We start from the raw sequence: 14,872 nt of genomic DNA on the forward strand, positions 1-14,872 counted from the left end.
CCCCGGACAGCGAGACTGTCCGGGGGCCTGTTGTTCATATCACCGCTGACCCAATCAGGCCGGCAACTGTGCGAAGCGTTCTATCGCCTGCGCTACTTGTGCCAGACTCCCCTGCCAGAAGGCGGCCTCACGGATATCCTGCCCCAGATGCTTGGCTACCAGATCTTCGGCGCTCATCCGGCCGGTATCGCGCAACAAGGCGCGATAGGCCTCAGCCACGCCCTCTTCCCCCGCCGCCTTGCGGCTCATCAACTGCTGATAGACCCCGAGGCTGAACAGGTAACCGAACAGATAGGGGTAGTTGTAAAAACCCAGCCCCGCGATGGAGAAGTGCGCCTTGGCCGCCCAGAACATGGGGTGATAGCGGGTCAGGCTCCCCTCATACCAGCGTCCCCACGCCTCGTCGGTCAACGCCTTGAGCCGCTCTGCGGATACATAACCCTGCGCCCGCTCAGCCACCAAGGCCTGCTCGAAATCGAAGCGAGCCGGGATATTGACCAGGAAGGTGGCCGCGCCGTCGGCCTCCGCCCAGGCGATGGCCAACTGCTCTTCCGGGCTTTGCGCCTGCTCGAACAGGGCGCTGCGCACCAGGGTTTCGGCGAAGATGGAGGCGGTCTCCGCCAGCGTCATGGGGTAGCTGCGCTGACTCATCGGCAGATCGCGGATCACCCAGTTGTGCCAGGCATGGCACATCACTAATGCACTAATATTATTGAGAATGATATGAAGGTTCTTGTGGCGCAAGGCTTACAGGGGATTCTCGACTTATCGATAAATAATGTTAAAAAAGGTGAGAATCATCTGGCTATGATTCTCACTTTTTACAAAGGTAACAGTTACCAACCACCAAGCTCCGTTCCGACACTGACGTCGCCACACTCGTTCTAAGCTTGCTTATTGAGTAACCCAAAATCAGGATCAGGGGTGTAACCTTGTTCAGAAAATATCAGCGCCCCTCTTCTCTGCTCTTTCAGGTTGGCGAGCGTTTGAAAAAAACAATCTTCGCAGAAATGGAGCTCGTAAGATTTACCATCATGTTTTGAGGGATACCCCCATGCTGCTTTCAGGGTCGCAAACTCAGGGGGGAGTCGTCTTTTATTGTGGTACTTCCGCCGCAAATGTCACAAATAACATCAGCTACCCCATCAATCTCAATCCGGCCAATCAGTTTCATAACAGCCCCATTAAGTTATTACCTAATTTTTTTGAAAATTATCAGAATAAGTATAACTGCAATTGGAAAACCAATTGAGGCGACTTCAATCACATTATCCGTGGCGTGATAAATGCTTTTAACAATGGCTTGATGATAGTCCTCCGTAACAACCTTTTCTGATAGCCTCATGCTTTCCTTTTCGTCTATGTGACCAAAAGAAAGGATTGCAAGACCAAGCCACGCATAATAAGAAAGGGCGACTAAACATATGCCCATCCATCGAATAATTGCCTTTGCCTTACTGGTTAACATCATAAGCCCCTTCTAGGAACCCGCCGACTGTCCCACCAGAATATGGCGACAACTTACCCACTGAAGAGGCAACTTCTGACATTGCTCGATATGCCTTTACTCTGCTTGATGATTCATCCATCGGAGCGATCCCGTCAGTGTTGGGGTACTGCTTCTTAAACTCGCTGGTCATATCAACAACAAGCATCGAAGGATCTCGGCTCTTGTCCTCCAGGTATCGTTGCAGCGACAAGGGCACCGCAAAATCCTCCTCAGAGTCAATCCTCATAAGGGAGTTAGTTGTATACCCACCGTCAAAGACGCGAGACCCAGAAAATTTTATCCCTTTCGTTACATGGGTCGTGCAATTAACACCGGTCACATCGTATTGATCGATTGTATGCCCATTTCTTTTGGTGCTGTCCCTCATGCCTTCCGTTTGCTTTGCCGGAGACCCGCGAGCCCATAACCGCTCGAAATATTTTTTTGTTATTGATATATCGGCATCATCAATCAGGAAAACTTTAGCCCCCATCTCATAGAGCTGCTTTCTATAGTAATCCCTGGCATCGCCATAGGATAAAGCATTCAAGATCCCATCCCCTACAGCCTCCAGTGGCTCACCGACTCGCCCAAAGCGCCCATAAGTGAACACAAAGGGGCTGTTATTCTCATGCACTGAAATGAAGGCATGCCCAGTCCCTTTGATCTCAGTCCAGATAAAAATGCCATTCGCTAGCGGGTTTGCCGGTGCTTCACATTGGCTCTCATCATCGACCCAGTAGCCTGTGTTTTTCTCGATAAGCTTGACGATCCCCCGCTCATCACGAAAGGCAGGCTCAGCGGAAGTAAGCTCTGCATCCCTCCAGTGTCCCCGCGCTTTCATTAACTGCTTAAAACGCACTGAATCCATGCCTCCCCCCCAAGCTATTGGCTAACTCAAAAATGCCATTGTGCCACAAGGTGCGAGTGAGCCCAAAACAGCAATGATACGGGACGACACTGGTTGTCGAAAGAAACTGTGCTGGTTATCATTCGAGCCCTCGTGTAAAAATGCGGGTTTTAGCAATGAGGGTACCATGAAAACCATTTTAGCCAAGACGTTCGGGGGGCTGGATAAAGCCTATTACTTTCGCCAACTATTCTTCGGGGCACTGCTGCCTGTTTTTATCATTTTCATATCGAGCCAAAGCTCAACGGCAAAGCCAATGCCAGTATCGGCTATGTTCTATTTCGGTCTAAATACGCTACTTTATCCTTACTCTAAATTTGTGTGGGATAGCGTTAAAGATTTTATAATGGGAAATACCGTCATCACATTAGCCATACCTATTTTTTTGTTGGTCAAGCTGTTCACTATCGTGATTTGTTGGGGGATGGCGATCTTCATTGCCCCAATTGGATTAACTTGGTTGTGGTGGCATCACAGTAAAGCCGAAACATCGAGTGAAAGATAGATCACAACCCTGGCTTAGCCGGTAACAGGCGGGCGGAGGATGTACAAAGGGCTGAAATTCATCCCTTTTATTTAGTATGAATTATTGGTTCAATTATCCACGTGTACAATAAAGCTCTGTTTGGTGATGAATAGTGTCATTTTTGGAAATAGATGAGATTTCCCTCAAATAATTGAGACAAAACCATCATTCGTGGCAAGAACTGAAATCCCTGCTGGGAGCTAGGTTTGCGCCTCAAGGTGAAACAGGATAACCTCGATTAAGACACCTAAGAATGGCCAACTCAGGTTATGCAGAATAGACTCGTTCATCTACGACCCAAGAGCACGAACAACCATTGGATATCTATGGAGGACAGAAATGAAAGGGGTCAGGGCTTGGCATATCGTTGCTTTGCTGGCGATAATTCTGCTCATCAGGGCCGTTATTTGCTGGTCTAACGGGCTACTCTTCACACTGTTTGGGCTGAACGATGTATACAGTTATGCGGCCCCCATGTGGTTAGGTGCGGCCTGCTGGGCAGGAGCGTTCGCGGTGCTGTTCCGTTGGGCTCGTCCATAGCAAATGGGGTTACATGAAATGCGCATTACAGCCATCAGAAACGATGCGGACTATGAGGCCGCACTGGCCCGCATAGAACTTCTGTTTGATGCGCCAGCAGGCACCCCAGAGAGTGACGAGCTGAACTTGCTGGCAACTCTGGTTGAAGTCTATGAGGAACAACACTACCCGATAGCCCCGCCATTCTCTGACGAAGCCACCACAAATCGATCGGCGCCGACGTCAGTGTCAGAACGAACAAAACCAAAAGACAGCAATAAGCACTAGCATGCTCCTGTTGAGAATCTTTCTGTAAAGTCAGCCTAACCCATATCATTTGGTTACTACTCACGACCTACCTTACGCTTACGCGAGTACGGCTTTCGCTGCTGTTGGACTCCGTTACATCACAAACATTAGACAGACAGGAGCCAAGTCACACCGAATCACATTTCGACACTGACGTCGGCGCCCCTTACGGTGGCGCGAAAGTACATTTGGCACCTATCTTGATGCACTATGGGATGCAGATCGCCGTTTTTCCTGAAGATATCTATACAGTTGTAACCTCTTGGGAGGATATTCATGGATGAAACCATTGCTACTCGGCTGCTACGAGTTTTATCAAAATGCGCCAACTTACTGGCTTCGGATAGATCCTTGGCAGTGCCTGCATTGCGAGAAGCAATTTCTCTCTACTGGAGACTAAACCCATCATGCAAGCCATTGACCTTGCTGGAAATGGAGCAACAAATCCATGTACCTCTTGAGGACTGGCTGGATGAAGCTGTTAGAGGCCCCTACACAGGCCCACTGAGTATTGGTGGCTATCCCTCACCATCCTGTATGGAAATGGCTCTCGAATTAGAACCAGCTGTTGGAGTTGAGCGAGTACAAGGAATCATAAGACAAGTCAGAGACTCGTGTAGACTGCGAAATGGAGGTGAACATTTATACCGAACATTTAGATCATATATAATTCAACATCCTATCATTGGACAAAACTCAGATGTTCATGAGGTTTTCGTGCCACTAGGCATTGGACTAGCTGACCTTTACACGGAAATCCCTGAACACCTAAAACGTGACAAGCTTACTTACCCATGTCCAGTGTGTGGTTGGCCGATGGCAATCAACTCATCCCCTGTCACATGTGGGTCTCAATGGTGTGTGGCTACAGGAGGGGTGTATGAATGGACTTCACATGGTTTAGTTCATACTAATTCTGGCGCTGAAATATCTGGCTATGATTCCAATAAAACCTGGATGCTGCGCCCTCCTATTTGGCAATATACCCTTATACCTGGACTACTAGAATTATCTATTGCACGACGCATCGGAGAAATAGGGCTAGAGGCTTTATTGTGGCCTGACGTAGATACATCTGATGTTCGTACATTAATTAACGACAGGGTGATAAATATTGATGCCAAGGTTTGGCGCTCAGCCCCAAGACTCGCTACACACCTACAGTCAATGGCACCTAGCCAAGATAACTGGATCGTCATTCCTGACTATATGGAACGTGATTTATCCTATCTACGTGAGATGAGTCCATTACCAGTTTTCACCGAAAGTGGATGTCTAAGGGAGATAGTTAAGTTATGCAAAGCCTAATGGAAAACTCTGCGGCCTTATGCCTTGCATTAACTGCTCGTTATATCTCATGTGAGCCATCCTTCGCAGATGCTATTGCTCTTGCTGCTGGAAGAATTCATCTTTGGTCTGGTTGGCAAGAGCTCCCAATAGAAGATAAACTCGTAATAGCTAAGTTTATTAGATTCCGTCCAGCAGAGCTGGCTCAGCCAAAAACATTACTAGAAGAAATATCATCTTTACTCAAGGAAAAACTGCCATTATTTGAATTAACCGATACTAATACAGACAGTTCTAACAAGATTTCAGAAAAACAATGCTATCGTTTAGTAAAACCACTTGAACCTCAGAGAGTTGTCGCTGAGTTACTTAATGTAATATCTAACTGGCGTAGTGAACGGAGAACAATAGACTTACCTGACTCTGGCAACATAATCATAAAGCAGTTTTTAAGCGACGGCATCAGGATGTTTTCCATTCCAGATGAATTTCGTCCCCACTTGGCAAAAACGGGGCAATCTATACCGTTAAATGCGAGTAAAGGCACAAGTGAAATACAATGGAGATTTGACGAGTTATCAGTTTTAGCAGAAGAACTAGATAAGTCAGACAACCTCCATAACAGCCATAAATCATCACTAAATAAATTATTAAAGGACGATGCTAATATTATTACCAACCCAGGTAAATTTTATCGGGTAAATGCACCTACAGGAGCAGGTAAGAGCGTAGTGATGCTTATGATGGCTTTAGATGCTGCCCGGCGTGGATATAAGATCACGATTGCGGTACCTAGCTTGGTTGATGTCAGAAATATGGTTACAGCACTAACCAAATCAGCACAAGTGTTGAGAGAGAGCCTTAAAATCGCTCCACTTCACTCACAGTCCAGGATAGCCGATATGGCTGAGCCCTATTTTATTGATAAAAATAGTGGCCATCCATATGACTACAGTTGCCTATTAGATGCATTCTCTAGTGATGAGAGCCTCAGTCTTCCAGGCAAGGAACCGTGTTTCAATCTGCATATGTCCATTAGCAACAATCGTTCTGGTAAAGATAAAGATTATAGAGTTCACCATTGCCCATTTTTATTTAAGTGCGGCAAGACATCTATGCTTTCACAGGCTCTTGAAGCAGATATTGTCGTAGTCAATCATCACTCTCTCTTATCTGGCTCAACAAGAATACCGATTTCAAACAAGTCTGATGGTGCAGGAGTCAGGAGCACCATCGACCTATTATTAAATCGTTCTCAAGTATTTCTTGCAGATGAGATTGATGGTCTGCTTCAGACAGCTATTAGCTGTAGTGTTTTTGAGCTAGAGCTTGGAAATCAATATACTGCCAACCTACTAGGTAAACTAAGACGACATGTCGAATTTCCCAACACACCGATTTATGGACTAAAACGTAGCAGCCATATAAGGGTCAGCTGGGCGCTCGCCTATTGTACTTTAATGGTTAACGAGTTACTAAATCTTCATCACTCTGGTTATTTCACATGGCCTAAAAAAGAAACTACTTGGCCAACTGCTGATGATGGGCTCTTGATAGAAAACCTAAAAATATCACTGGAGTCACTTGATGACCTATTTACTCAGAATAAATTGGTATCTGACGAACTAAGACCATTACAAAACAATCTGTCTTATTGGGCAAGAAGTGACGGAAATCTTTCTCCTGAATCTATGGCCATGGAGCTTCAATTGATAATTGACGAGCTTGCTGACCTAGGAAAATTTGCAAAAGGTAGTAAGCCCAAAGAACGACAAAAGATGAAAGCATCGTTGATATTACGAGGGCGACTATCTTTCCTTGAGCAACAGCTACGAAACCTACAGCGCGACCTTCCAGTACTAGTAAGGGCGAATGTCGACTATGCATTAGATGTACAACAGGCATTGAAGGGGCCAGAACCAGTAACCCCAACTCCAAATGGTCCTTTGCATCGAACTGTTTATGGTTTTAAGCGCAAAGAGTTGAGCCATGATGAATCAACTCTCGATGTTGTCGCTATGCGAGGAGATCCGCACCGGACGTTACTTGCATTGCCGGAACTGACCGCTTTATCTTTTGCCGGAGTTGAACGATTGTTTATCGGCTTTTCCGCAACGGCATTTTTCCCTGGTGCAAGCAGCTTTGATCTCCCCGCAATCAATTTGATTGATGTGCCTGACATGCCAGGGCATATGAGATTTGAAAACGTGAACGTCACGACTGCGGTATCAGGAGCATCTCTGTATGAACGTGGAGAGCGGATCCGAGCTTTGTCAAAAGAACTTTGGCCATGGTTGAAGTCACGTTTAGCAAAGCTGCGGTCAGATGCACGGACAGCTAACCGAGCGAGATTGCTGCTAGTAACAAGCAGCGATACAGATGCCGAAGAACTGGCATCGGCACTATATGGACTTATGGATGGCCCAGGGAAACAAGTGCTACTGGTGCGAGGTTCCGACACTGACGTCGGCGCCCATCGGTTACCGGATGATCAGATAATTTCATATGCTGACCTCGCCTCATTTACTCAGGGACCTCATGCGGCAAAAAGTATATTAGTCAGCTCTATATTCCCAATGGCGAGAGGACACAATATTGTTAACTCAAATAGTGAATCGGCAATTGGTGGCATTGTAGTATGCGTTCGTCCATTGCCTTCATCTGATCGGCCAGGAAACAATCTTGCGCATATCTGTTACGAAACAGGGAATACTATATCTGCTTCCTTCAAACCAGGAGAGGGTGTGATTGCAGAACGGAGACTTGCCAACGGCATTCTCTTCAGTATTCGTAGTTCTTCACCAGCATTTAGCCAGCAACCGTCAAATATTCGCCATTATACAGTGATGAATATCCTTGTTACGCTAACCCAACTTATGGGAAGAGCTAGAAGAGGGGGGACAGAGGTAACATGTTACTTCGCTGATGCGGCTTTCTTCGATGGTAAGACCACTTGGGCTAAACTACTCAACGAGTCTGTAAAACGACTAAAGGATAGCGGGGAATGGACACAGTTTTCCCGTCATCATGCAGCACTTGCCACGGCAATTAAAAAGTACATCGAAAATTCGATCTAGGAGGCTAGGTGAAAGTCGGTCAACTACGTACAAACTTATTCCATTTTAACCCTGCACTGTTGCCGGATGCATTTCAATTTCGAGCATCTGAACGTTACCAAACCGCTTGGCGATTACTGAACGACATCTGGAATCGTAATAATCGCTATAATATGCCGACAAAGTTATTGTCAGAAATGTTGTCAATACTATCAAAGGGACCGGTATGGGTTAATACTAATCCTGATCGAAACAAGTTATTACCTGCAATTGTTACGTTGAAGCCTATCAGCATTGAACTCGTGAACCGTGCACTACATATTTGGGCACTAGATTTATTACACCGCTCTAGCTCTTCTGAATCTAGCGTGCCAGACAATTTACATGTATTTTCTTCAACCATATTACGGGCAGAGGATATCATCGCTAAAAATAGCGGACCTTCCACACTAGCATACACAATCGTTCCATGGTTGGTGTCATCCGCCATGACTCCCACTCCCATGTCATCAACGGTGCCTCTATCATTACATCTAACATCTGATGGAGATCTTCTGGCTTGGGATAACCCAATAGTTTCAGAGAGCGGCCAAAGACGAGCTATGGCTCTACATGGTATAAGACCACAATTGGTTCTGCTCCGAAATGCAGAATTACCATTTATCGCTATTCGTGTGCATTTAAGCCATATTCTAACGGAATGGCGGCACAAAACTCGTCATGTACTATTACAAACAAATGATACTATCGCCAAATTATCTATCTTTACCAAAAAAAATGAAGATGGCTCTTACGAAACAGATTACTTTAATGCAACAAGTCGCTTGCTGAGTCATATGGGAATTGATCCTTTCCCCCATCTTGGCACTAGCGAACTTTCTCCTAGAGGGAATGTTAGACCAATACACGCACACATGCCATCATCACCTTTAATTGCTTCTGGAACAGGGCCATTGTTCCTAGATCAGGCCTGTTGGCATCTAATGGAAAGCTTGCCGGAAACAGCACCTGTGCTTGCAAACAAAGCTATTAGTATGCTCAAAAAATCTGTGAACACGGGCGCCGACGTCAGTGTCGGAACACAGTCGGTTCTAGTTGTATCAGCACACTCCAGGACTAGTGTTAGATTAGAAAATGCAAATAAACTACTGGCCGATGAAAAGCATTTATTCAAAGGAAATCAACTCCCTATTGTAGAGTTACGACATATATCTCCTTCTAATGCCGAGCAAGCATTATGTGAACCAGGAATGGGGATGATGAGTCTAGAAGAATGGTTTCAATATGAGGTTAAACCTTATATTCATGATTCAGAGGGTACAGCAATAATCGAAACTTCGTTATCCGTCGCACAAGCAAAAGCTGAGCATGACCCCAAGTTTCGGTTACGTGAACTATTTGCAAAACAGGGAGTGACAACGCAGTTCATCTTTGATGCTGAGCCGAGTGATCCAGATTATGCCGCTTCTGCATGCTTGATCGAGGCAATTCGTCAGTCTGGTGTTTTACCTGGTGCTTTACCTCGAGTTAAATCATTGCCAAAAAATACAACCATTGTATCTATTTATGTCGATAGAATACAAACTAAGGGGCCCGCCCTATTTTTACCTGTGATTACTCGGGTTGGTCTCTATGGTAGTAATACAGAGATATTCTGGTTTGATAACGAGTCAAAAACTACAAGATGGTTTGACTATCGTACAGGCACAGCTCGTATCCATGCAACGGAACATCTTTTTACAAAGGATGAGGTTCAGAATTTAGTAATGCAGGCCTTCTTGGCTCCAACACCAATTGCGGACATGCCTTTACTGGTTTACCTACATAGTGGTTTGCGAGCAGTTTATGACGGATTAAAAGATAGTGGGGGAAATAATTTACCTGAGATTGCAAATAATAGCGCATGGTTAGTTCGAATCCGCGCTGATGATGATACTGCTCAGATGAGCGGCGACAATATAAAACATCCATTAGAGGCAGCATTTATCGGTACAAAAATCGGTCTCTATCGAGTGGAAGACCGTTCTGACTTGTATTACTTTGTATCACCATCAAACCAATATGGCCGCGTTATTTCACAGCGTAAAAACACTCGCTTTGATATCTTGGATAGATCCCTACGTGACCCTTGGCAGCAACTAGGGGTAACAGAGATCGCGGTGATCAGCTCGGCAAACTTTGCTAGTGAACTAGATATTGCACACCAGACAGCACTATTATGCCGAAATGCACCTCTTTGGGAGGGAAATTTGCGGTTACCTAGCCCAATGCATATGGCAAAGCAGGTTTCAGAGGACCATCCTCTCATAGAAATCAATCGTAGGATTCATGGGACATAGCTAGCTTGCGATACTGACGTCGGCGCCCATATTATTATGGGTCAATAAGTCGCTTGTATATGCTCTTTGAAAGCTAGACCTTCTGCATCGGATGTTGCATGCTCAATCGAACCATGCAGCATCAATGATGTCGGGCACTAGAGATGACTTGATGCTCTCCGAGAGGCAGAACAATCATCTAAAAATAGACGGATATATAATGATTTTATTTTGTGGGGACCCTCATGGAGAATTTGACCACATCATCCAGCGTGTTCAGCAGGCGAAGCCCGCAGCAGTTATAATGCTGGGAGATCAGTGTATGTCACAGCCATTCGAGCAGACCTTCGCTGCCATCCTGGAGTCCACTGACATTTGGTTCATCCATGGCAATCATGATACAGATACTGTTCACTACTACGATCATCTGTTCACTTACCATGACCGCAACCTTCATGGTCGTGTCATTGAAATTGACGGACTAAAAATTGCCGGTCTTGGTGGCATTTTTCGTAATCAAGTATGGTATCCACCTGAAGAGCCACAACACATCACCAAAAATGATTTCATGGCTCGCTGTGGGAAAGGGAACCTATGGCGAGGCGGCCTGCCTCGCAAGCATCGAAGTTCAATTTTCCCCGAGGACATACAATCTTTCGATGGTCTCAAGGCCGATATCCTTGTAACCCATGAGGCCCCAAGCGCCCACCCTCATGGCTTTCAGGCTATCGACAAGCTGGCTAAGTCACTAGAGGCAAAATTCATCATTCATGGTCATCATCACGATCCTTTCAACTATGGTTCACAAAACTATATGAATATCGGCTTGCGGGATTTGTTTGAATTGACTTGCTGAGAATTATGACTTTTCCAGAAGAACAGATTGCACTGCCCCCTAGAGGTCTTGGAAATAAGCCCCAATGCTGCGCACTGAACGAACCGCCGCTTACGGAGGGGCAAATCACTTTATTTCTAAGTGCCTCAGCTGCCTTAGAGGTGCGATGAGAAGCACACGTAGTTTCCTTTCCCGTTCAACTACTTTGGCTATAAGCGTTGCTTATCTCAGACACTCCTTCACTGCTTTATCAAGATCGGCTACGTGAATGGGTGTCGGAGTTCCAGATTTCATTTTCCAGACTGTGTACCCTCCCTTTATTGCCCTACCACGCAATTCAGTCTGCTTTCCCTCAGTGATGAAGCGCACGAGCAACTTCGTTTTCCCATCCTCTTGAATATCAAAGAGCTTACGGGCAACCGCGTCAGTCAAAAGATGCCCACCCTTGGTGTCAAGACAATAGACTAAACCTCCCTTCCACACGATGAAATCGGGGTAGAAGGAGGCTGTATCGCCTTCGGACAGCAGCGGTATATGGAAACCACCACTGCTTGGGTTACGGTGCCAAGTATGACCAGACTCGTCGAGAGCTGCAGCGAATGGCCCCTCAAATTTATTCATTCCGGTGTATTTCTCGTATAGGCCATTTTGGAATGCTGTCGCATTCTTGGCGGTACGAAGTACTCCAAACCGGAATGGGGCCTCACTCTCATACGCAAGTTCGGAATGAGCATAGTAGGCTGAAACGATTTCCGCTGCGAGCTTGATAGCATAGCGCTCTGCAGGGCTCTGTATTTGCACCCTGACATCGAATTTTGGATCGTTGAGATCGGTCACAGCCAAAGCTCGATTGGAGCGTGCTCGGATGGCCGTGTTTACTAGCCAGCGCAGCCGAACCGGGTTAGTGTGCCCATCAGCCTTCCATTCCGCGCCTCCGCCCTCCTTAGCCAGGCCGTCAAGTTCAATAATCTGGGATGCTGTGTGGGCCTGCCCCAAGGTGTCCGACCCTCCCTCCGTAAAAACAGGAAAGTCCGCGACAATGTCCGCGATCTGCATACATGCGTCCGAGGCATCGACATGCACCTGGTGGATAACAACATCAACCCCGTCTTTCGGAGTCAACTCATCCACTCCTCCTGCTCCACCACCAAAATTGTCAGTGATCTCGATAGGAGCGCCCTCGGCCTTGAGTCTCTCTTTTACAGCCCCAATGGCATCGGCGAAGACGCTCTGACTATCCACACGTAGGAAAAAGTGGGCACTATTAAGTAGGGGCGAGTCGTAGTGTTTGGCGTTGTACTGTCTCAGTACCCGTCCGATGATCTGCTCCACCTGAATAGAGGATCCCATGCTCTTATCGATGTAGGCGAGATAGCACGCAGGGTCGTCCCAGCCCTCTTGCAGCGAGAGGTTGAAAATGATGTGCTTGTAATCTCCTGATCGGAAATCATCGAAATCGTTCTCACCCTTGGAAAATAAATTGACCGCATCGGGCTTGTTCCCGTTGGCAAAAGATAAGTTGGCATAGATAGCGATCTCTTCCGGCGCAATCCCCTTTTCCTCGACAAGATACCTCCAAATACGAATTGGTGGAGCCTTGCGATGCTCGAAGGGCTTGGTATGGTCATCTTTCTCGCCATCATCCGCAATGTTGGTTTTACAGACATATATAGCCTTCGGTTTGAAGCCGAAGCCGCATGACTCTATCTCGTCCTCAATGAGCCCCAACCGCTTGTGGAGGTCATCTAGGCATTTCTCCATCGGGGCCGTCGTGCCATCGAACTGAATTGCCTTCTTAACCAGTTGAGCAGAGACCACCTTCTTACTATCAACTGCAGTCGTGACAAAGCGCTGTGCATCAGGATTTCCGCTATTATCAACAGCACCAAGGTCAGTAAACACCTTGCTATCCTGCGCGGCCTCATCCACCCACAGCCTGATTGGCTGGATTACGGCCTTGTTGAAGCTCGCAGGCAGCTTCAGGGTTGCACTGGCAAGTAAGTATGCGTCCGGCTCTAATTCTGCAAGAATTTCCGACTGCTGCTCTGAAAGGTTATGTCCTTCGTCATAGACGACGAATAGTGGACGACGCTGACCCCCTGCCGTTCTGGCTATCAGGCGTTCCCATGGGGAACTGTCACCGAAAATATCAGCGTCCTTTTTGTAGATGTTAAGGTTGCCTTCGGACTGGTCCCGGTTGTTAAACAGCCCAGTGGTCGCCAAAAGCATCAGCGGCGTCGTACCGTCTTCAATGTGCGCCGGAGTAAGCTGGCCGATACCAATAACCGAGAAACCGTCTGCGATCTCAGCATACTTCCCGCCAGGGCAAAAGTTAGTATAAGTCTGAGCAACGACGGACTTTGCCTTCGACATCCAAAAAACAATTGGCTCACATGCGCAATGGGTCCTCATCAGCGACACCGCCTGGGCAAGCACTGGGGTTTTACCTGCTCCCGTCAAGGCAGAAAGCGCCTGAAAAAATGGGCGGGGCTTGTTACCCTTCCGTGGCCTATACAGATGGGCCTCAAAAAATGCATAACGATCGGCGATCGTTTTTGCGGCGTCTGATTGGAATACCTTTAACTCAAAATCAGGCATCACCTGTCCCTTCATTGTTGTATGAGTCCTGACGAGGATTGAATCCGATGTGCTCAAGAACCTTGTCAGGAATTTTGTAGAACTCGACGCTGCCACCAGTATACGGAGCCATCGAAGCATAAACGTGATAACGCAGAACCAGCCCAGCTTGTTTTGCTTCCTCCGCGATCTCGCGAAACGCCGTTTTGTCGAGGACAGACGGCTTGTCTGGCGTTTCCCAAATTAGGAAAAAACCCTCCTTGCGGGAATTGACAGCAAAGAGATGCTTGTAAGAGCCAGCAGGAAGACGGTGGAGGTAGGACTTTGCTTTTTCCGCTCGGTCCCAATAACTAGTCAGGAGCAGATCGATCATTTCCTCACGAGCAAGGGTATTGACAGCTTCGGCATCAATTTTCTCTCGCCTCAATTCAATGAAACGAAATCCACTGGCAATAGACTTGGTGGGTCCACTTGCCCATTGGCCGGTGATAACACGTTTGACTCTATCAGCCGTAAGAGTTGATGCATAGTGATCGCCCTTCTCGGTATTTCCTTGCTCTATAAGAATGAAGTTGCGTTCCGCACCAGTTTCTGCATTCAATTCCAATACTGCATGCCCAGTGGTTCCTGAGCCCGCAAACGGATCTAAAACCAATCCGTCTGGTTTGCACCACAGTTGAATAATTTTCTTGATCAGACGCAGTGGCTTAACAGTTTGGAATCCATGATTCGGCCCAACAACAGCGGTAAGCTCTTTGATTCCTGACTGACTATGGCCAGATTCTGTATAAGCCCATGATGAGCTGCCAATTTCGAAAGGCGAATCATAATCTTCGTTCGACCACCATGACAGTGGAACCTTTCCTTTCTTAACATCCTTCAGATAGGTTTTTAATCGGGGAGCACCATCCCCCTTTTTTGTGAAGAAAAGTTTTGGCCATTGTCCTCGTGCATATATTTTTTGCGCAGCAAGTCTAGATTTTTTTAGTAAATCATCGCTATCTATTGGTTGGCCATTACGGAATTTGCACCCTTTTAAAACCAAC

10 protein-coding genes and 1 pseudogene are annotated in these 14,872 nt (G+C 46.7%); 6 read left to right on the forward strand and 5 right to left on the reverse strand.

Annotation, left to right across the window (positions count from 1 at the left end; translation table 11 throughout):
- Nucleotides 1-54: 54 nt before the first annotated feature.
- The 3 genes and pseudogenes from ACTG2W_RS04910 to ACTG2W_RS04920 all read right to left on the reverse strand — a co-directional run.
- Nucleotides 55-687 (reverse strand): annotated as a pseudogene (locus ACTG2W_RS04910) (M3 family metallopeptidase); the annotation flags it as partial.
- A gap of 505 nt (nucleotides 688-1,192) precedes the next feature.
- Nucleotides 1,193-1,468, reverse strand: a complete 276-nt coding sequence (locus ACTG2W_RS04915) for a hypothetical protein (protein ID WP_102989885.1) — start codon at nucleotides 1,466-1,468, stop codon at nucleotides 1,193-1,195.
- Nucleotides 1,455-2,360, reverse strand: a complete 906-nt coding sequence (locus ACTG2W_RS04920) for a hypothetical protein (protein ID WP_102988541.1) — start codon at nucleotides 2,358-2,360, stop codon at nucleotides 1,455-1,457. The genes ACTG2W_RS04915 and ACTG2W_RS04920 overlap by 14 nt, the downstream gene beginning before the upstream one ends.
- A 166-nt stretch (nucleotides 2,361-2,526) precedes the next feature.
- Between ACTG2W_RS04920 and ACTG2W_RS04925 the strand changes: the two genes are divergently transcribed.
- The 6 genes from ACTG2W_RS04925 (at nucleotide 2,527) to ACTG2W_RS04950 (ending at nucleotide 11,270) form a co-directional block, all read left to right on the forward strand.
- A complete protein-coding gene (locus tag ACTG2W_RS04925) occupies nucleotides 2,527-2,904 on the forward strand; it encodes a hypothetical protein (RefSeq protein ID WP_102988540.1) in 378 nt (125 codons plus the stop codon).
- A 579-nt stretch (nucleotides 2,905-3,483) separates the two neighbouring features.
- The gene (locus tag ACTG2W_RS04930) at nucleotides 3,484-3,732 is read left to right on the forward strand and encodes a helix-turn-helix domain-containing protein (protein ID WP_440016076.1); all 249 of its coding nucleotides are present in this window, start codon (nucleotides 3,484-3,486) and stop codon (nucleotides 3,730-3,732) included.
- A 297-nt stretch (nucleotides 3,733-4,029) separates the two neighbouring features.
- Nucleotides 4,030-5,061 carry a restriction endonuclease-related protein gene (locus tag ACTG2W_RS04935; protein WP_127908165.1) on the forward strand — a complete coding sequence of 344 codons (1,032 nt, stop codon included), beginning with the start codon at nucleotides 4,030-4,032 and terminating at the stop codon, nucleotides 5,059-5,061.
- On the forward strand, nucleotides 5,049-8,117 hold the full coding sequence (locus ACTG2W_RS04940; protein ID WP_102988538.1) for a hypothetical protein: 3,069 nt from the start codon (nucleotides 5,049-5,051) through the stop codon (nucleotides 8,115-8,117). Before ACTG2W_RS04935 ends, ACTG2W_RS04940 begins: the two co-directional genes overlap by 13 nt.
- 8 nt (nucleotides 8,118-8,125) lie before the next feature.
- On the forward strand, nucleotides 8,126-10,435 hold the full coding sequence (locus tag ACTG2W_RS04945; protein ID WP_193758648.1) for an RNaseH domain-containing protein: 2,310 nt from the start codon (nucleotides 8,126-8,128) through the stop codon (nucleotides 10,433-10,435).
- 151 nt (nucleotides 10,436-10,586) lie between these two features.
- On the forward strand, nucleotides 10,587-11,270 hold the full coding sequence (locus ACTG2W_RS04950) for a metallophosphoesterase family protein (RefSeq protein WP_227656869.1): 684 nt from the start codon (nucleotides 10,587-10,589) through the stop codon (nucleotides 11,268-11,270).
- 201 nt (nucleotides 11,271-11,471) lie between these two features.
- On the opposite strand, the gene ACTG2W_RS04955 is transcribed toward ACTG2W_RS04950, so the two are convergent.
- Together ACTG2W_RS04955 and ACTG2W_RS04960 are read right to left on the reverse strand one after the other, a co-directional pair.
- Nucleotides 11,472-13,862, reverse strand: a complete 2,391-nt coding sequence (locus ACTG2W_RS04955; RefSeq protein WP_127908164.1) for a hypothetical protein — start codon at nucleotides 13,860-13,862, stop codon at nucleotides 11,472-11,474.
- Complete coding sequence (locus tag ACTG2W_RS04960) at nucleotides 13,840-14,871, reverse strand: DNA methyltransferase (RefSeq protein ID WP_440016077.1); 1,032 nt, start codon at nucleotides 14,869-14,871, stop codon at nucleotides 13,840-13,842. The genes ACTG2W_RS04955 and ACTG2W_RS04960 overlap by 23 nt, the downstream gene beginning before the upstream one ends.
- Between the last annotated feature and the right edge of the window lies 1 nt (nucleotide 14,872).

Origin of the sequence: Aeromonas sp. 96A, assembly GCF_051919165.1 — a bacterium.
In the GTDB taxonomy this organism is placed as follows: Bacteria; Pseudomonadota; Gammaproteobacteria; order Enterobacterales; family Aeromonadaceae; genus Aeromonas; species Aeromonas veronii.

Bases quoted from the DNA above. Each gene is read 5' to 3' on its own strand.
- ACTG2W_RS04950 (WP_227656869.1), top strand. From the start codon at position 10,587: ATGCTCTCCGAGAGGCAGAACAATCATCTAAAAATAGACGGATATATA.
- ACTG2W_RS04925 (WP_102988540.1), top strand. From the start codon at position 2,527: ATGAAAACCATTTTAGCCAAGACGTTCGGGGGGCTGGATAAAGCCTAT.
- ACTG2W_RS04955 (WP_127908164.1), bottom strand. From the start codon at position 13,862: ATGAAGGGACAGGTGATGCCTGATTTTGAGTTAAAGGTATTCCAATCA.
- ACTG2W_RS04940 (WP_102988538.1), top strand. From the start codon at position 5,049: ATGCAAAGCCTAATGGAAAACTCTGCGGCCTTATGCCTTGCATTAACT.
- ACTG2W_RS04915 (WP_102989885.1), bottom strand. From the start codon at position 1,468: ATGTTAACCAGTAAGGCAAAGGCAATTATTCGATGGATGGGCATATGT.
- ACTG2W_RS04920 (WP_102988541.1), bottom strand. From the start codon at position 2,360: ATGGATTCAGTGCGTTTTAAGCAGTTAATGAAAGCGCGGGGACACTGG.
- ACTG2W_RS04930 (WP_440016076.1), top strand. From the start codon at position 3,484: ATGCGCATTACAGCCATCAGAAACGATGCGGACTATGAGGCCGCACTG.
- ACTG2W_RS04935 (WP_127908165.1), top strand. From the start codon at position 4,030: ATGGATGAAACCATTGCTACTCGGCTGCTACGAGTTTTATCAAAATGC.